The organism is Neisseria perflava (assembly GCF_019334725.1).
In the GTDB taxonomy this organism is placed as follows: domain Bacteria; phylum Pseudomonadota; class Gammaproteobacteria; order Burkholderiales; family Neisseriaceae; genus Neisseria; species Neisseria subflava_A.
In genome coordinates, this window is the sequence record NZ_CP079818.1 from 473,597 (window position 1) to 491,029 (window position 17,433).

A 17,433-nucleotide genomic window follows, 5' to 3' on the forward strand; every position below is an offset into this window, starting at 1 on the left:
GGATTTTCAAATTTTGTGTAAACAGAGGAAAATTATTTTGGATTTTTTTGTGCAGGCAAATTCTTTATTCATAAGCTAAAAAAGAATCAAAAATTAATCCATTTGAAAGTATGGTTTGTTCGATTGGCTTTACCCAGTCGGCTAACTGTTTGTTTTTCAAATATTGATATTGATTCATCCATATTTGCAGGTGAGGATAGACGGATGAGTTGTCAAAAATAAAACTTTCGTCAACAAACGGTAATGCGGTATGAAGGTTTCGCAGACTCACATGGTAGCGGTTGAGGATTAACTCAGGATCTATCCAGTGTCCGCCGCTTGCGACGCGCTCCTGCATACGGCGGATATTTAATTCTGGCGTCGCAAGACCGATATAGTTAAGTATGACGTAAAATCCGGCATTGTGGGCCGTTTGAATGCGGGTAAGGGCGGATTTGCCGGATAAGGTCGATTCCATGGAAAAAGAAATTCGATTATCCAACGCTTGACGGAATAAGCGCAATGCGGTTTTTCCCGCTTCCATATCGGCTAAGCGAGGCATTTCAGGATTAATTTCTGCTGCGATATGGTCAGAATCAATCACTAACGAGACACGATCTTGATTGAATTGGCGCAGGGTAGATTTGCCCGAACCGTTAGCACCACAGTAAAAAATCGCTTTAGGCCAGTTGTTTGACATGGCCTACTGTTCTTTGTTTACCGGAAGGATGGTATTCGATAAGTTTGCCTTCATTATCGACTACTGTGATGACGGCGTATTTCCGTTTTTCTGCCAGCCATGCCTGATACAAAGTTTTAAGCATGGCTTGCTTTTTCGCCAATTCGACACGTTGTTTATCAGAAATCATGGTCTTCCTTGCTTTTTGTTCCTGTATTCAGACGGCCCTATATTACATTAAACAGGCCGTCTGAAAACTTTTTATTTCCTTACTCCGGCTTAAATACACCTGTGTCCGTTTTAGGCTGCTGCTCAGCAATTTCGGCTTTTGTCGCTGCCTGCTCCGCTTCTGTCTTTTCGGCTTCGATGCGTTTTTTCTCGGTCAGATATTGGTTGATTTGGTGTACCAACTCCTGCGTGCCTTGGTGGGTCAGGGCGCTGATTTGGAAGAGGCGCGGGGTTTCCATGTCGAATTGGAAACGGTCGTCTGGTTTCGGGTAGTCCCAGCCGATTGCTTCGAGGAAGGCGGCGCTACGCGCTTGGGCCTCTTCTTCATCGAGCATGTCGAGTTTGTTCAGCACCAGCCAGCGCGGTTTGTCGTAGAGTTCTTCGTCGTATTTGCGCAATTCGTTGATGATGGCGAGTGCTTCTTCGGCGGGATTGACGGTTTCGTCGAAGGGGGCCAAATCAACGACGTGCAGCAGCAGGCCGGTGCGCGATAAGTGTTTGAGGAAGCGGTGGCCGAGGCCTGCGCCTTCTGCCGCGCCTTCAATCAGGCCGGGGATGTCGGCCATGACGAAGCTGTGGTTTTCATCGATGCGTACGACGCCTAAATTCGGATGCAGGGTGGTGAAGGGGTAGTTGGCGATTTTGGGGCGCGCGGCGGATACGGCGGTAATCAGGGTGGATTTTCCGGCGTTGGGCATGCCTAATAAGCCGACATCGGCGAGGACTTTAAGCTCGAGTTGCAGGGAGCGGGTTTCGCCTTCTTCGCCGGGTGTGGATTGTTTGGGCGCACGGTTGACGGACGATTTGAAGTGGATGTTGCCCAAGCCGCCTTTGCCGCCTTTGGCGAGGCAGACGCGCTGGCCGTGATAAGTGAGGTCGGCGACGATTTCGTCGGTATCGAGGTCGCGGATGAGGGTGCCGACGGGCATTTTGAGGACGATGTCGTCCGCACCTGCGCCATAGCGGTCGGAGCCGTGGCCTTTTTCGCCGTTTTTGGCTTGGTAGCGTTTGACGAAGCGGTATTCGACGAGGGTGTTGGTGTTTTCGTCGGCTTCTGCCCAAACGCTACCGCCTTTGCCACCGTCGCCGCCGTCAGGGCCGCCGCGGGGTACGAATTTTTCGCGGCGGAAACTGGTTGCGCCATTACCGCCTTTGCCTGCGGCGACTTCGATTTTTGCTTCGTCGATGAATTTCATGATGTTCTCTTACGGGTATTCGGTTGTTTCAGACGGCCTTTGTTGATAGAGGAGCTTGGTGTCTGAACGGATAAAATGTTGCTTATTATAAAGGATATTTCGGTTTTAGGCCGTCTGAAATATGGTTTCAGACGGCCTTGGATTTATTGGGCGAGGGCTTGGTCGATTTCTTGATAGAGTTGGGAGAAATTGGGTTCGCCAACGTAGGTTTTGAGGATGTTGCCGTTTTTGTCGATCAGGACGGAAGTCGGGTAAACCTGTGTGCCAAAGGCTTTTGCGGCAGTTTTGTCGGCATCGTACATGACGGTAAAAGGAATGCCGTATTCTTTGACGTACTGATGGACGCTTTCGATAGGGTCGATGGGCTGGGCAATGCCGAGGACTTGGAATTCTTTGCCTTGATAATCTTGGGCGGTTTTGATGATTTTAGGCATTTCGCTCACGCAACCGGGGCAGGAGGGGAACCAGAAGTTGATGAGGGTGACTTTGCCTTTCAAGTCGGCGTTGGTAATGGTTTTGCCTTGCAGATCGGGCAGGGCGAAATCAGGGGCGGCTTTGTTGCTGGGAATGAGGACAAAGGCAAGAAGCGCGCCAATCGTGGCAACGACAAGGAGTGTGAGTATTTTTTTCATGATTCGAGGTTTTGAATGGCGTGTGCTAAGGTTTGGGGAACGCTGATGCTGCGTCCGCTTTCGCTGCTGACGGGCATAAGGGTAACTTCCGCTTCGATGGCGGCTTTGCCGTTGGGCAGGGTCGCGGTTTGGCTGAGGATGATGTGGCGTGTGCCGATGTCTTTCAGACGACCTGTAAAGGTCAAGACATCGCCTTCAAGCGACGGGCGGCGATAGCGGATATCGACACGTGCAACAACGAGCATGATGCCTTTGAGTTCGGACAGAAGCTCATGCTCTTGAAAAAACGTCCAGCGCGCTTCTTCGAGAAATTCGAGATAGCGCGCATTGTTGACGTGGCCGTAGCCGTCGAGGTGGTAGTTGCGGACGGTCAGTTTCATCAGTTGAGATTGATGGGTTGGAACTCTTCGCGTGCGATTGGTTCGTGTTCGAGGTCGGTAATCACGGTGGAGAGTTGGATGTCGAACCATTCGTTGAAAATGTCGGCGTCCAAATCAGGCCATTCGCTTTCGTCTTCGCACCAGTCGGCCAATTCGGCAGCAAAAATATCTTCAAAACGCGCTTCGATTTCGTCCCATACTTCGTCAGCGGTTTCACACGGGCGAACGAGGTAGGAATTGGCATCGGCTTGGATATCTTCAAGCGTCAGACCGTCTAGGTGATTGCCGGGCAGGGATTTCAGCCAGTTCCAAAAAGGATCGAGGGGGATAAGCAGGAAGACGCTGCGGTTGACTTCGTACATGGTGTTTTCCTTGGTTTCTGTATAGTTGAATGATATAGCAAAGGTGGTGGACTGGCTATCTTTTGGGGGATAAAGGCCGTCTGAATTTCAGACGGCCTTTATTTTTGGGAACAATCAGGGATTTTCTGATGGTGTTTGATACAGGGTTTGGGGATTGGCTGTATCGGGGATTTCTGCCGGAGCGGTTGGGGGTGCTGCTACCGGTTCGGAAGTGGCGTTGCTGTCCACTAAGTCATCGATGTCGATGTTGTCGTCTTCGCTTTGAGGGAGCGTGCCGCCGGTTTGTTGGGAGCGGACTTTCATGTAAAGGTCGCGTGTGTAGCTGTATTTGTCGATGGCTGCGCCTTCGAGGCTGTCGGTCAGGTCGAGCAGTTCTTCACGGGTGTTGATGGCCTGCAGGCCGATTGTGCCCCAGCGTCCTGCTCTGGTGTGGAAGACGGCGTTTTTAACTGGGTAGACGGTGGTAACGGCGTTGCCAATGGTATCGCGTACGGTAGATGGGCCGAACAGGGGGACAACGAAGTAGTTGCTGTTTTTCCAGCCCCATGAGGCGAAGGTGTCGCCGAGGGTGTTTTTATTGCTGGGTACGCCGCCTGCACCGGCTACGTCGATTAAACCGCCAAGGCCGAAGGTGGTGTTGATGCCGACGCGGACGAGGTCTTCGCTGGCGCGTTTGACGTCAAGGCGCAGAACATTGCTGCCGAAGCTGACGACATCGCGCAGGTTGTTGAAGAAGTTGATCACGCCGGTACGCACTGGTTTGGGCGTTACTTTGCGATAGCCGCGTGCGACAGGGGAAAGGACGTATTTGTCTGCTTTGTCGTTGAACTTGGAAACGGTACGGTTGTAGCCTTCGTAAGGATCGGCCGGATTGCGTTCGGCCAGTGCGGGCGCGGAGGCAAGGCTGATGAGAAGGCAGAGGGAAGCGGTGGTTTTTTTCATGATTGCAACCAGTCTTTGATTTCGTAAAGTTCGGCCAGTGCGCGGACGGAATCGGGAATATTTTGAATGGTCGGTTTTTTGTCTGTCCGGCGCAGAGCGTTGAGCAGCAGGGAAACGCAGGCTGAATCTGCTTTGCCTACTTGGCTGAAGTCTATGCTGTCTGTTTCTTTCAGACGGCATTGTTGTTCGTAGCGCGCAAAGGCGGAGGCAGTCAGGGTTTTGACGGTAACGTCGCCGCTGATGTAGAGCGTGCCGTTGCGGATTTCTGTTTGCATGGTGTCTTTATGATGTAAGGCACCATGCCGTCTGAACATCAGGCGGCATGGTGCGGGGTGGATTATTTACCGCCGTTTTTGGCTTTCAAGTCGGCAATCAGGCCATCGATGCCTTTGGCCTTGATGGTTTCGCCAAATTGGTTGCGGTATACGGTAACCAAGCTTGCGCCTTCGACTGCGACATTGTATGCGCGGTATTTGCTGCCGCTTTGGTAGGTGGTGAAGTCCATGTTGACCGGTTTTTGGCCGGAAACGTTGATTTCGGCGCGGACAACGATTTCTTTACCGCCTTTGTTTACGACCGGGTTGTCTTTGATGTTGACCTTGGCGTTTTTGAATTTCAGCATGGTGCCGGAGTAGGTGCGGATCAGCAGGGTTTGGAACTCTTTGGTCAACGCTTGTTTTTGTGCGTCAGTTGCAGTACGCCATGGATTGCCGACGGCCAAAGCGGTCATGCGTTGGAAGTCGAAGTAAGGGATGGCGTAGGCTTCGGCTTTTTGGCGTGCGGTGTTGGCGTCGCCGCTGTTGAGGATTTTCAGCACTTGAACGGAGTTTTCACGGACTTGGTTGACTGCGTCGGCAGGAGAGGCAAATGCCATGCTGATACTCAATACGCCGATGCTCAATGCGCTGATGAAGGATGTTTTTTTCATGGGAGTGTCCTGAATATTGGGTTGATATGTGTTTATTGTTCGTTTTGACCTGCAGATTCACTGTCTGCGTTTTTCTCGGCAAAGCTGGTCATGAATTTGCCGATAAGGTTTTCCAAAACCATGGCGGAGCTGGTGACGGTAATGGTGTCGCCTGCCGCCAAAGAATCAGTATCGCCGCCTTGTTGCAGGCCGATGTATTGTTCGCCCAACAAGCCTGAAGTCAGGATTTGTGCGGAAACGTCGCTGCTGAACTGATATTGGCTGTCCAGATTGAGGGCGACTTTTGCCTGATAGGATTTAGGGTCGAGCTGAATGGAGGCAACGCGGCCCACCAGTACGCCTGCGGATTTGACCGGCGCGTTGGTTTTCAAGCCGCCGATGTCGCTGAAATCGGCATAGACGGTGTAGGTTTGAGAGGATTTGCCGAACGATTGTCCGCCGGCGGCGCGGAAGGCGAGAAAGCCGATAGCGGCCGCGCCCAGTAAGACAAACAGTCCTACCCAAAATTCCAAAGCATTTTTTTTCATGTGCTATTGTCCTTGTTTCATTCTTTTAAAGTGTCGTTTCAGACGGCCTTTAGTCGGTAAACATCCATGCGGTCAACATGAAGTCGACAGCGAGGATGGTCAGGGCGGAAGACACTACTGTGCGTGTACTGGCGCGCAAAATACCTTCTGAGGTCGGTACGCAGTGGAAGCCCTGATGTACGGCGATTAACGTAACGGCTACGCCGAAAGCGGCGGATTTGATTAAGCCGTTGAGTACGTCGTAATGGAAGGTAATGTTGTTTTGCATTTGCGACCAGAAAATACCGCCGTCCAAACCCAGCCATTCGACGCCGACCAAATACGCGCCGTAAATGCCGGCAACGTTGAAAATCGAAGCCAGCAAAGGCATGGAAAACACGCCCGCCCAAAAGCGCGGCGCAACCACGCGTGCCACGGGGTCGACCGCCATCACGTTCATTGCTTCAAGCTGCTCGGTGGTTTTCATCAAGCCGATTTCGCTGGTCATGGCGCCGCCTGCGCTGCTGGCAAACAGAATGGCCGCCAATACGGGACCCAATTCGCGCAACAGGGAAGCGGCAACCATATAGCCTAAAATATCGGCGGATTTGAATTTTGCCAGCTGCGTATAGCCTTGCAAGCCCAATACCATGCCGACAAACAGGCCGGACACGGCGACAATCAGGACGGACAACACGCCTGCAAAGTAAATCTGGCGGATGCTCAGGCGCGGACGGGCAAACGCCGTGCCTGATTTGGCCAGGATCTGCAGGAAAAACAGCGTAATGCTGCCCAGCGATTGGATGAAGCCGAGGGTTTTTGCCCCGACGGAACGGATAAAATTCATAGGTTTCAGTTGATTGGTTAAATGGTTTTCAGACGGCCTTGTTTAAGTTTCAGGCCGTCTGAACATCAGCCCAGCAAGTCTTGTTTTAAAGTCGTTTGCGCCGGATAGCGGTATGCTACGGGGCCGTCTGCCAAACCGCCGACAAACTGGCGTACCCAAGGCGAGTCGAGTTCGCGCATTTCTTCGGGCGAGCCGGAGAACATGATTTCGCCGTGTGCCAAGAAAATCACTTGATCGACGATTTCCAGCGATTTTTCGATGTCGTGCGTTACCATCACGCTGGTTGAGCGCAGGGCTTTGTTGGCACGGCTGATGAGGTGGGCGATGACGCCCAGCGAAATCGGGTCGAGGCCGGTGAAAGGCTCGTCGTACAACATGATTTCAGGGTCGAGCGCAATCGTACGCGCGAGGGCGACGCGGCGCGACATACCGCCGGAAAGCTCGGAAGGCATCAGGTTTTCAACACCCCGCAAACCGACTGCATTCAGTTTCAGCAATACTAAATCGCGAATGACCGCCTCGGGCAAATCCGTCAGCTCGCGCATGGGGAAGGCGATGTTGTCGAAGACGGATAAGTCGGTGAACAATGCGCCGTGTTGGAACAAAACGCCCATGCGGCGGCGGTGTTCGTACAGCTCCTGCGCCGAAAATGCAGCTAAATCGCGCCCTTCAATCAGCACTTTGCCCGATTGCGGGTGGATTTGCCCCGTAATCAGGCGCATCAGCGTGGTTTTACCGCTGCCTGAACCACCCATTACGGCGGCGAAATTGCCTTGTGGAATGCTGAAGTTGATGTTGTTCAGAATAGGACGGTCGCCATATGCGAAGGCAACGTCTTTCATTTCGATGAAGGGTGTGGAACTCATGCAGGAGAGGGGTGTCAAAAAATGTATTTTAATTACGGGTATTGTAAAGGGTATTGGATATTCGGGCAATTTTCAGACGGCCTGCGCTTAGGAATAACGGGTAAAAACGTGTGAAAGAATGCAGAAGCGTTGGTGCCACGGTCGTTTTGTCGCGTGTTGTGTCAAACATACAGACAGATGTGTATGTATATAAAGAGGCGGGCAAATATGCCCGCCTTGTTTTTAATATTTCTGCAAACCTTCTACCTTGATTTCTTTGGCATTGGCATGGATGAAGGCTTGAGTCGCTTTCATCGTGGCTTGGATGCGCGGATCGTTCCAGCGCACGATTTGGTTGTTTTCATCACGCTTGTCCGACCAGATAATCACGCCGTCAGTGTATTTTTTGCTGATTTCGAGCATTTTGCGCCAACGGACGGGATCGATGAATTGTTTGAAATAAGGACTGTTGGTGGCCGAATAATATTGCGGCCAGATGTAGCCGATGATTTTTTTGTTGGGAAAGCGTTGATGGATGTCGTCAACGGCGGTTTTCACGTCTTTTTCCCATTGCACCAAATCGGGGGAAGTGATGTAGAACACAGGATTGGCATAGTCGCTGATGGCGGCGGTGGGCACGCGGCGTTTGCTGACTTGCCGCCATTTGGCCAAGATGGCTTCGTTGTCAACGTTGGGGCGGTAGTGGCGGATGCCGTGCAGGTGTTCGGAAGGCATGCCGTAGTTGCTGATGAAGGCGCGCGGGTTTTCTTCTCTGAAGATTTGGTACATCCGCGCAAAGTCGGTTCTTAATTCGTCGGGGGTCAGCAGTTGGCCGTCTTTTTCGGCAAACCAGCTTTCGATGTCGGTGGAAATGGTGCGGTAGCCTTCGCGGCGCGATTGTTTGGCCAATTCACGGATACGCGCTTCGTTGAGTACGCCGTGTTTGCGTTTGCCCGTCGGATCGGGTTTGACCAGCTCGCTTTCGTAAACCAAGAACACTTTGGAGAGTTTGTCGGCAGTAAGGTCGGGTTTGCCGACATAGTCCATGCGGTCGTAGATAATGAAATCTTTGGCATGGGCGGAGAGGGCGGTTAATAAGAGGACGAGGGGCAAAAGGCGGTTGGGTTTCATGTTTTTAGGCAGATAAGGGAAAAGGGCCATTGTACGGGAAGCGGCGTTAAAGTAAGTCAAAGGCCGTCTGAAAGGATAAAAGTTCTTTCAGACGGCCTTTTATTTGAATGTAGCAGGAATATTCAGCTTTATGGCTAGTGTCACGGATTTATTGTGCCGCAGTTTTTTCCAGTAATAGGAAAGTCTCGGCTTTGTTACGCGGTCTTGCGCCTTGCCACAAGGTTTGCCAACCCGAAGGTGCGCCGATGTTGGCGGCTTGGCGGATGAGGCGGTAGCGGCAGGACGGGTCGTCGGTCGTGGTTTTAATATGGCTGTATTGTGTCCACGCGATGCGTGTGCGCTGGTCTTGGCTGTCGATGTTGATACATTCGAGGCCGTCTGAAAGTTTCTGTTTCAATTCGGAAGAAAGCGCGGCTTCCATTTGGTGTACGACCGGTGCATGGCTTTTGGCGGCGTTGAGCCACGGTAAAAACAGGGTCATCAGCAAGGCCCAGGCCAAGGTAACGCCGGCTGCCCAGTTGGTTACGGCTTGGCGGCCACGGATGTTTTTACGCGTAATCGCCCAGAGCCATAACGGGGTAAACAGCAGGGCGACGGTCATCGGAATCGGGTCAATGTCGGGGATGTAATACGGGCTGAAATAGGCGGCGCGTTCGGCCAGTTTGGCAGGCCAGCCGTAGTTCATGGCGAAAAAGCCCAGCCACAGGAAGACGGCAATCAAACCGAATGCCATGATGCCGAACCAGTTGATAAATGCCACTGCACCGCGACGCAGGCCGTCCAGTTGTGCCGCGCCGAGCAGGGCGAGCGGCGGCAACAGCCAAACGAGGTTGTCTTGCAGGCGTTGCGGGTTGATGGCAAGTAGGGCTGTCATAATAACCAGCCACGACAGGCTCAGAATGCCCCAGTTTTTATCGTGGATACGCGTGCGGCTGAGCGTCCATGCTGCCAGCGGCCAGGCAGGCAAGGCAAACCACAGCAGGTTTTTCAGATAATAGGGCAGGTTGAAGGCCGTCTGAATCTGATGGAAACCGCCGAATACGCCTAAGGAATAATGGCTGAACCAAATATCAAACCATTCGGGATTGGTTTTTGATAAAACCAGCGGATACAGAATCAGCAGGGGCAGGGAAACGACGATGGCGCCAATCAGGGTCAGCAGATAGCGTTTGCTTTGCCAAGTAGAATGGAACGACAGGGCAAGTGCCAAAAACATCATGGCCGCGGTCAGCAGATAGCCTAAGGAAAGGGAGAGTAAAACCCAACCGCCGCACAACAGCAAAATGGCAATAATGACGCGGCGGCGTGCCAGTGAAAAGCCGCACAGAATCAATCCAAATGCGGCAAAAGCGGCCGACATGGGATTGAGGAAGTGGGCGATGGGCAGCAAACCGATGCTGCCGATAAGGATCAAGACAACGCTGCGGCCGTGGTGTCTGCCGAGAAAGTTGAAACCGGCAAAACCGCAGGCGGTCAGTCCGATGGCGGTAAATACCACGCCGGCAAAACGTGCGGCATCATAGGCATCGGCCGCCCAAGGCGAAAACAGAGTTTGGAATGCGGTTGCCGCCCATAAAAAAGCAGGGGAGATGGTGAAATCGGGTTGGCCGAAGATTTGTGCAATCAGCAGGCTGCCGCCGTTTTTCATGGATTCAGAGGCGGTAAAGAGGGAGGGTTCGGCAGGGTTCCACAAGTCATGCGAGAACACGCCCGGCCACAGCCAGGCAAAAGCCATCAGCAGCAGTAGCCATGGTTTTTCATGGGTTTTTTGGGGGCGGCGCGGATCGGGCGGTGTGTAAGTCAGCATGGAAGGTCAAAAAACGGTTGGTTTGAATAGCAATGGTACAGGGTTTGACGGGTTTGCGCGATATGCCGGACTGGAGAGCTTTGTAAAATAATGCGTACGGCTCGTTTTTATCGGGTGTTTGGTTGGAATGATATGGCATTCGGTTGACGACAAAAAGCTCAGGCCGTCTGAAAGAAATGTTTCAGACGGCCTGAATGCAAAAAAGACTGCACGAAGCAGTCTTTTTGACAAAGCGGCAATTAGCGTTTGAACAGGTTGCCGAATTTGTTGTTGAATTTGTCCACACGACCGGTAGTGTCGACGATTTTTTGAGTACCGGTGTAGAAAGGGTGGCACAGAGAGCAAACCTCAACGTTGAAGTTGTCTTTTTCCATTGCGGATTTGGTCACGAATTTGTTGCCGCAAGAGCAGGTAACATTGATTTCGTGGTAGTTCGGGTGAATACCTTGTTTCATTTGATTTCCTTTCGATTAAGCGGGCACAGGGGTTTTGCCTGTACTTCAGTTAAGCGTGGAATTTTCGCTATTTTTGGCTGTTTCGTCAAGAGGATATTTTGTATGCAGGGTAGTTTCGCAACAGAAGAGAACAGTTTAGAATAGAATATCGAACCAAATATTATGCGATCAGATTGTAATCTAACTGAAAAGAGGATGTAAAACCTCCTCTAGATGTGAAACTTTAAGAAGAATAATAGTCTGAATAATATTTACGCTTGTACGGACAGGAGACGGAATCAATGTGGAAAAAGATATTGACGTGCATTTTGCGTGTTTTGGGAGGAATGTTGCCCCCGTCTTATTGCAAACCATTCGGCCGGATTGCGCAAAAATTCCGTGCTGCTTTGGCTGCGTGTATTTCTCCAAACATCGGTAAAAACGTCAATATTGAAAAAGGCGGGTACGTCTTTCCGGATACGGTAGTCGGCGACAATTCGGGTATCGGCGTAAATTGCGAAATCTGCCGCGGTTTGACCCTCGGCAAGAACGTGATGATGGGGCCGGAATGTCTGTTTTATTCGACCAACCACAAATTCAACCCTGAAACTCGCCGCTTTGAAGGTTATACAGACATCAGCCCGATTGTGATTGAAGATGATGTTTGGATTGGTCGACGTGCGATTATCATGGGCGGCGTTACCATCGGTAAGGGCGCGGTAATCGGTGCAGGTTCGGTGGTTACCAAAGATGTGCCGCCTTATTGCGTGGCTGCGGGCAACCCTGCGATTGTTCGGAAAAAACTGCTGGATGAGCAAGAGCTTGCAGCCGAATAGCGTAAACAAAATAGCAAAATAAAAGGCCGTCTGAATTTCAGACGGCCTTTTTTCAATAGTGCTTAAGCGGCAATTTTTTCGCATTCTTTAATGCAAGCCAAGCAAGATTCGTAGCAGGCTTTGCATTCAGCGTGGTGGCCGGCGTGTTCTTTGCAGGCGGTAGCACATTGTTTGCAGGCTTCGATGCACACTTTTGCCAAAGATGGGGTCAGGCGTGAATTTTGGGCGGCGAGGTTTTGCAAGGTGCCGCACAGTGCCAACATTTGGTTAACGCCGGTTGCGCAGTCTTTCATGGAAGTATCGCCTGTGCTCAACAGGGCAATGCAGTGTGCCAAACAGATTTGACCGGCTTCAACGCAATGTGCGGCCGCGTTGCGCGCAGCTTCGTAGGCGCGCGGTGCAGAATGCGCGTGACCGGCATGACCGGCATGGTGTGCATGGCCGGCATGGTCGTGAGCACGGGCGAAAGAAGCGGCGGCGGTGAGGGAAACAGCAGCGGCGCTGCCGATAAATTGACGACGGTTCATAAGATAGAGTCCTTTTTGCTTGGTGAAATGATATTACGAATAATTAAATCTATTCGATAACAATAGGTTAACATATTATTTGTTTATAAACAATAAAGGCTGTCTGAACTTTTAGGCAGCTTTTTTTAGATACGCGTTAGATTGATAGAGTTTTCTTTTTCTGAATCAGCAGCCTCAACGAAGTTGCCGTGCCATCAAGACTGTATCAGTATAGCCAGTCATAAAGGTTTTACGAATAAAAAGAAAAGGCCGTCTGAAAAATATTCAGACGGCCTTTATTCAAACTAAAGCCTACATCAGATGACTTCTAAAATGAAATACTGACGCAGTTTTTCGTACACATTATTTTGTACGTTGATACAACCATTGGTTATGATGCGGTCGGCCACATGAGGGGAGACGATGCGTTCCATGCGTCTTTCCTGTGGCTTGAGCGTCCATACCCTGTGTAACGCAAACAGAAAGTCATTTTCTTCTTTGAAGCCGATAACCTCGCCACCGTAACCCGGTTTGCTGGTCATCATCGGCGTCATATTGAATTTGCCTTTCGGCGTGGTCTTGCCAATCAGTACCGGATGGCACTGACCGTCGTCGGCAAAGCAAAGCTCCGCCTTAGCTGTATTGACCACAACTTTTTTACGCTGGATATAGTCGCTGACAGCATCGGCAGCGGCCAAAGAATTCAGACCTGCTGCCAAGGCTATACCCAATAGGATCCGTTTCAAATTTGTCCTTATTGACGGATGCGGTTAGGAGCTTCTTTAATGATCTCGCGGATGATCACTTGAGGCTCTTGTTTAGGTGTAGGTGCTGGAGGAGGACATACAGCATCTTTAGGGAATACTGGATTCCAGAAGAAGCTGCGTGCAAATTTGTCTTTGTCGTAGATCACTTTGTATTGGCAAGTAGTGATGCCTTCAACACCGGAAGTGTTTTCAGGGTCAACGCCTACGCCTGGGGTGTAGAAGTGGAACAGGTAGTCCCATTCACGCACGCCAACCATGCCTTCGTCGTAGTGAGGACGGCCGAGGATTTTGTAGATGTCGTCTTTGGTCAGGCCAGGACGCATTTGATCCAGCTCGTCAAAAGTCGGGAATGTACCGCGGTCTTTGTTGAAGGTCAGGGAGTAAGGTTTAGGGAAGCGTGGCTCGTCTGTAGTGCCTTCAGGAGTGATTTTGCTCTTAGTAGCACAGGCGGCCAGCAGGCCGGTAGCCAGCAGGACGAAGCCTACTTTTGCGATTTTTTTCATTTGATAATCCTTTTATTGATTTTACCGGCCGAACTTTTCAGACGGCCTGTTAGTGCCGGCAGCGAGTTTGCCGGTTTACCCAAATAATGTTGTGCTTCTTAAAGATGTACCCGACGGTTTGACAAACAGAACATTGGCACATTCCGGCAGGGCATTACGCCTCATCTCCGTTGTATCCGCCTGAATCGGCAGAACCGTTCAGACGGCCTGACTGACATTTATTGTCACTTTGTAACAATTTCACTTCGAGTAAGGCTTGGGGTTTAGAGATGTCCGGTTTTCGATAAATCAGGTTGTATTGCGTAATACCTTGTTATCTTTGTGCTTTAGTTCTTTTTGGCATTTGCCGGAGATTAGGTACTTAATCTTTCGGGTGTTATCCCTGCAAATTGTATGCCAGTTTTCTTTTATACGCATAATCTGAGTATGCCAAAATGTTGGCTTTATACAACATTCATATTAACGAACCAGAAACGGATTGTACCTTTTCTCATGCCCGATACTGGTCATACGGCCGTGTCCGGCTATAACTTGCGTGGTTTCGGGCAGGGTTAATAGTTTAGCGCAGATATTGTTTATGAGGTCATCATGATTGCCGCGTGGAAAATCTGTGCGACCGACAGTCTCATAAAATAAAACATCGCCTGCGACTAAAAGTTCATTTTCGGCGTTGTAAAAAACGACTTGGCCGGGAGTGTGGCCGGGAATGTGGAGGACTTGGAAGCTGTGATTGCCGACCTTGAGCGCTTCTCCTTCTTCCAACCAGCGTGTCGGCGTGAATGACGGAGAAACGGGGAAGCCGTATTGCGCCGTCGTTTGCGGAAGGGCTTGGAGCAGGAATTCGTCGTCTTTGTGCGGGCCGAGAACGGGTACGTCGCAGGTTTTCAAAAGTTCAACCACGCCGCCTGCGTGGTCAAGATGGCCGTGGGTCAGCCAAATGGCCGTCAGCTTGAGGCCTTTGTTTTGGACTTGTTGCAATAAATAGGGAACGTCGCCGCCGACATCGGTCAAAACGGCTTCTTTAGTTTCGTCATCCCAAATCAGCGTGCAGTTTTGACGGAAAGGGGTAACGGCGTTGATTTCAAATTGGAGTGCCATGGGTGTTCCTGGGAAAGGCTTATTTAATGTTGTTTACGTTTCAGACGGTCTTTTGTTATTATGCACATATAATAAAAAGCAAGTCTGGAAAAGTGTCTTATGAATAATGTAATGCGAACCATGATACCGATTTTTGCGGCTTCTTTCATCTCTGCGGCGTTTGGTGCAGATTTGTTGTTGGCGCAGGAATATAAAAATCAAGATATTGCCGGTTGGGCCATGAGTGAAAAGTTGGATGGCGTACGCGCTTATTGGGACGGCAGGCAGCTGGTCAGTCGTCAGGGTTATGCGTTTACACCGCCCAAAGGTTTTACAGCAGGTTTTCCGCCGTTTCCGATGGATGGTGAGTTGTACAGCGGACGAGGGCGGTTTGAGCAAATTTCCGCGACGGTGCGTTCTGCCTCGGGAACTTGGGACGGCATCCGCTTGCATGTTTTTGATGTGCCACAGGCGCAGGGTAATCTGTATCAGCGTCTGGAAACGGCTTCGAAATGGCTGAAATCACACCCGTCGGCACGGTTTACGGTTATTCCGCAAGTCAAGGTGCGCGACAAACAGCATGCTTTGGATTTTTTGAAACAAGTCGAAGCGCTGGGTGGGGAAGGTGTGATGCTGCGTCAACCTGAAGCCCGTTATGCAGGCGGTAGAAATGGGCAGCTGTTGAAGCTGAAAAGTGAATATGATGATGAATGTACGGTGACGCGTCATTATGAGGGCAAAGGGCGCAATGTCGGGCGTTTGGGTGCGGTAGGATGCAAAAACCAATATGGCGAGTTTCGTATCGGCAGCGGTTTTAAGGATAAAGACCGCGACCATCCGCCGAAAATCGGTGCGCTGATTACTTACCGTTATCGTGGTTTTACGCAAAAGGGAACGCCGAAATTTGCAACATTTGTCAGGGTGCGCTCGGATCGATAAAACAAATGAAAGGCCGTCTGAAAATAGGTTTCAGACGGCCTTTCATATAGATGTTGTATAGCCTTTTATATGGTTTCCAATACATCGGGCAATTCGGCCAAGCTATTGAGCATGGCAACATGGGGCATGGAGGAAAGCTGTTTGGCAGTATGTGCACCGGTGGTGACGGCGATGGCGCGGATTTTGGCGTTGGCGGCCATTTCTAGGTCGTGGGTGGTGTCACCGACGACGACGGCCTCTTCCGGTTCAATACCCAGTCGGTCACAGAGGGCAAGTACCATATCGGGCGCGGGTTTGGACGGATATTCGCTGGCGCAGGCGGTTTCCAGCCAAAAGTCTTGAGTGTCGGTTTGTGCGATGGCTTTGTCCAAGCCGCTTCGGCCTTTGCCGGTGGCGATGGCAAGCCAATAGCCTTGTTGTTTCAAGCGTTGCAGGCAGGGCAGGGCTTCGGGGAACAGAGTCATGTTGTGGTTGTTGGGATTGAGGTAGTGCGCGGCATAGGTCTCAATCAGGGTTTCCTGAATGTGTTCGCTGACGTTGTGGGCAAGGCGGCGAATGATGCCGGAGAGGCTGTATCCGATGAGCGGGCGGATTTGGTCGGCTTCGGGAACGGGCAGGCCGCAATCGGCAAAGCTTTGCTGAAAGGTGTGAATGATGGGGTTGGTGGTGTCGGCAAGCGTGCCGTCCCAGTCGAAAATAATGAGTTTGGGTTTCATGGGTTTCCTTTCAGACGGCCTTTTCCTGATTTTCCAGCATTAAAACAAATTGCGCCAATTCCTGCGGCAGGGGAGCTTTTAGGATCAGTTTTTCGCCGGTCAGCGGATGGGCGAGGTGCAGCTCGGAAGCGTGCAGGAACATTCTTTTCAAACCGAGTTTTTGCAGGCGTTTGTTGGCCTGATAGTCGCCGTAGCGTTCGTCGCCGGCAATGGGACAGCCTTGCGATTGTAGGTGGACGCGGATTTGGTGGGTGCGGCCGGTTTTCAGAGTAGCTTCGACAAAGGTCAGGTCGGAAAGGCCGACTTGGTGCAAAAGGCCGTCTGAAAAACGGTTTAACACGCGGAAGATGGTGTGGGCGGATTGGCCGTCTTTGCTGACGCGCACCATTTTTTCGCCTTGTGCGCCGGTGTATTTGAACAGGGGGAGCTTGACGTGGAAGCTGTCGTTCGGCAGTTTGCCTACGCCCAGCGCGAGGTAGATTTTTTTGGGGTGGTCGTTACGGATGGCTTCGTGCAGTTTGACAAGCGCGCTGCGTTTTTTGGCGATCATCAAAAGGCCGCTGGTGTCTTTGTCGAGGCGGTGGACGAGTTCGAGATAGCGGGCTTCGGGGCGGGCGCGGCGGATTTGTTCGATGACGCCGAAGCTCACGCCGCTGCCGCCGTGGACGGCAACGCCGGACGGTTTGTTGATGACCAAAAGCGCATCGTCTTCATAAACGATGTCAAACTCGCGTGCTGGCGCGGCCTGGCTTTCAGACGGCCTTTGTTTTTCGGCGATGCGTATCGGCGGAATGCGGACGGTATCGCCTGCCTGAATGCGGTTGTCGGGTTTGCAGCGTTTTTTGTTCAGTCGCACTTCGCCGGCGCGGATAATGCGGTGGATATGGCTTTTCGGGACGCCTTTGAGGATTTTTATCAGATAGTTATCAAGGCGTTGGCCTTCCTCGTGTTCGGCAACGGCAATCAGGTTGACTGAATCTTTGCGTATTGCGTGCATTTTCTCTATAATCCCAAACGTCCGTTTCGGGACCCGAACCTGCCGTCGCAGGCCGTCTGAAACGGATTTATTGTTAAAACGAGATTTTATATTAAAAACGCACTCCGCAAAGCATTTCCTTGTGTTTGTTCAAAGCCGGCAAACGCAATCCCGTAATTAAGTTTGAATTGAACCTGCCGTCCGGCCGGGCGTAAGA

General features: G+C 51.3%; 23 protein-coding genes. 2 read left to right on the forward strand and 21 right to left on the reverse strand.

Annotated elements, in window-relative coordinates:
* Positions 1 to 64: 64 nt before the first annotated feature.
* The 15 genes from LPB400_RS02385 to rpmE form a co-directional block, all read right to left on the reverse strand.
* A complete protein-coding gene (locus tag LPB400_RS02385) occupies positions 65 to 679 on the reverse strand; it encodes a zeta toxin family protein (protein ID WP_219089279.1) in 615 nt (204 codons plus the stop codon).
* The gene (locus LPB400_RS02390; protein WP_219089281.1) at positions 660 to 848 is read right to left on the reverse strand and encodes a hypothetical protein; all 189 of its coding nucleotides are present in this window, start codon (positions 846 to 848) and stop codon (positions 660 to 662) included. Before LPB400_RS02390 ends, LPB400_RS02385 begins: the two co-directional genes overlap by 20 nt.
* Before the next feature lie 79 nt (positions 849 to 927).
* Entirely contained in the window at positions 928 to 2,082 is a 1,155-nt protein-coding gene (obgE, locus tag LPB400_RS02395; protein WP_219089283.1) for a GTPase ObgE, read from the reverse strand.
* A gap of 143 nt (positions 2,083 to 2,225) precedes the next feature.
* Complete coding sequence (locus LPB400_RS02400; protein ID WP_219089285.1) at positions 2,226 to 2,714, reverse strand: peroxiredoxin family protein; 489 nt, start codon at positions 2,712 to 2,714, stop codon at positions 2,226 to 2,228.
* Positions 2,711 to 3,094, reverse strand: a complete 384-nt coding sequence (locus LPB400_RS02405; protein WP_219089287.1) for an acyl-CoA thioesterase — start codon at positions 3,092 to 3,094, stop codon at positions 2,711 to 2,713. Before LPB400_RS02405 ends, LPB400_RS02400 begins: the two co-directional genes overlap by 4 nt.
* The gene (locus tag LPB400_RS02410) at positions 3,094 to 3,456 is read right to left on the reverse strand and encodes a hypothetical protein (protein ID WP_003681812.1); all 363 of its coding nucleotides are present in this window, start codon (positions 3,454 to 3,456) and stop codon (positions 3,094 to 3,096) included. The genes LPB400_RS02405 and LPB400_RS02410 overlap by 1 nt, the downstream gene beginning before the upstream one ends.
* Positions 3,457 to 3,570: 114 nt before the next feature.
* Complete coding sequence (locus LPB400_RS02415; protein WP_219089290.1) at positions 3,571 to 4,398, reverse strand: MlaA family lipoprotein; 828 nt, start codon at positions 4,396 to 4,398, stop codon at positions 3,571 to 3,573.
* The gene (locus tag LPB400_RS02420) at positions 4,395 to 4,673 is read right to left on the reverse strand and encodes an STAS domain-containing protein (RefSeq protein ID WP_036493932.1); all 279 of its coding nucleotides are present in this window, start codon (positions 4,671 to 4,673) and stop codon (positions 4,395 to 4,397) included. The genes LPB400_RS02415 and LPB400_RS02420 overlap by 4 nt, the downstream gene beginning before the upstream one ends.
* A 62-nt stretch (positions 4,674 to 4,735) precedes the next feature.
* Positions 4,736 to 5,326, reverse strand: a complete 591-nt coding sequence (locus tag LPB400_RS02425; protein WP_003681817.1) for an MlaC/ttg2D family ABC transporter substrate-binding protein — start codon at positions 5,324 to 5,326, stop codon at positions 4,736 to 4,738.
* 32 nt (positions 5,327 to 5,358) lie between these two features.
* Positions 5,359 to 5,853, reverse strand: a complete 495-nt coding sequence (gene mlaD, locus LPB400_RS02430) for an outer membrane lipid asymmetry maintenance protein MlaD (protein WP_003681819.1) — start codon at positions 5,851 to 5,853, stop codon at positions 5,359 to 5,361.
* Positions 5,854 to 5,902: 49 nt separating this feature from the next.
* Positions 5,903 to 6,679 (reverse strand): lipid asymmetry maintenance ABC transporter permease subunit MlaE, encoded by a 777-nt coding sequence (gene mlaE, locus LPB400_RS02435; protein WP_049359439.1) that lies wholly within the window; start codon positions 6,677 to 6,679, stop codon positions 5,903 to 5,905.
* Between the two features lie 65 nt (positions 6,680 to 6,744).
* Entirely contained in the window at positions 6,745 to 7,545 is an 801-nt protein-coding gene (locus LPB400_RS02440) for an ABC transporter ATP-binding protein (RefSeq protein ID WP_070748228.1), read from the reverse strand.
* Positions 7,546 to 7,767: 222 nt separating this feature from the next.
* Positions 7,768 to 8,655, reverse strand: a complete 888-nt coding sequence (locus tag LPB400_RS02445) for a hypothetical protein (protein ID WP_225905452.1) — start codon at positions 8,653 to 8,655, stop codon at positions 7,768 to 7,770.
* Between the two features lie 148 nt (positions 8,656 to 8,803).
* Entirely contained in the window at positions 8,804 to 10,462 is a 1,659-nt protein-coding gene (locus LPB400_RS02450; RefSeq protein ID WP_219089292.1) for an ArnT family glycosyltransferase, read from the reverse strand.
* A gap of 239 nt (positions 10,463 to 10,701) precedes the next feature.
* A complete protein-coding gene (gene rpmE, locus LPB400_RS02455) occupies positions 10,702 to 10,917 on the reverse strand; it encodes a 50S ribosomal protein L31 (RefSeq protein WP_107696777.1) in 216 nt (71 codons plus the stop codon).
* Positions 10,918 to 11,198: 281 nt separating this feature from the next.
* Between rpmE and LPB400_RS02460 the strand changes: the two genes are divergently transcribed.
* Positions 11,199 to 11,732 (forward strand): acyltransferase, encoded by a 534-nt coding sequence (locus tag LPB400_RS02460; RefSeq protein ID WP_107768660.1) that lies wholly within the window; start codon positions 11,199 to 11,201, stop codon positions 11,730 to 11,732.
* 62 nt (positions 11,733 to 11,794) lie between these two features.
* On the opposite strand, the gene LPB400_RS02465 is transcribed toward LPB400_RS02460, so the two are convergent.
* From LPB400_RS02465 to LPB400_RS02480, 4 genes are all read right to left on the reverse strand, one after another.
* A complete protein-coding gene (locus LPB400_RS02465) occupies positions 11,795 to 12,259 on the reverse strand; it encodes a four-helix bundle copper-binding protein (protein ID WP_107768661.1) in 465 nt (154 codons plus the stop codon).
* Positions 12,260 to 12,555: 296 nt separating this feature from the next.
* Complete coding sequence (locus LPB400_RS02470) at positions 12,556 to 12,984, reverse strand: hypothetical protein (RefSeq protein WP_049329449.1); 429 nt, start codon at positions 12,982 to 12,984, stop codon at positions 12,556 to 12,558.
* An 8-nt stretch (positions 12,985 to 12,992) separates the two neighbouring features.
* A complete protein-coding gene (locus LPB400_RS02475; RefSeq protein ID WP_070461158.1) occupies positions 12,993 to 13,508 on the reverse strand; it encodes an outer membrane protein assembly factor BamE in 516 nt (171 codons plus the stop codon).
* A gap of 459 nt (positions 13,509 to 13,967) precedes the next feature.
* Positions 13,968 to 14,606, reverse strand: a complete 639-nt coding sequence (locus LPB400_RS02480; protein WP_107792176.1) for an MBL fold metallo-hydrolase — start codon at positions 14,604 to 14,606, stop codon at positions 13,968 to 13,970.
* A gap of 111 nt (positions 14,607 to 14,717) precedes the next feature.
* Between LPB400_RS02480 and LPB400_RS02485 the strand changes: the two genes are divergently transcribed.
* Positions 14,718 to 15,524 (forward strand): DNA ligase, encoded by an 807-nt coding sequence (locus tag LPB400_RS02485; protein ID WP_107792175.1) that lies wholly within the window; start codon positions 14,718 to 14,720, stop codon positions 15,522 to 15,524.
* A gap of 65 nt (positions 15,525 to 15,589) precedes the next feature.
* Here LPB400_RS02485 and LPB400_RS02490 read toward each other — a convergent pair whose 3' ends face one another.
* Positions 15,590 to 16,240, reverse strand: a complete 651-nt coding sequence (locus LPB400_RS02490) for an HAD-IA family hydrolase (RefSeq protein ID WP_219089295.1) — start codon at positions 16,238 to 16,240, stop codon at positions 15,590 to 15,592.
* Positions 16,241 to 16,250: 10 nt separating this feature from the next.
* Entirely contained in the window at positions 16,251 to 17,237 is a 987-nt protein-coding gene (locus LPB400_RS02495) for an RluA family pseudouridine synthase (protein WP_107792173.1), read from the reverse strand.
* Positions 17,238 to 17,433: the final 196 nt, after the last annotated feature.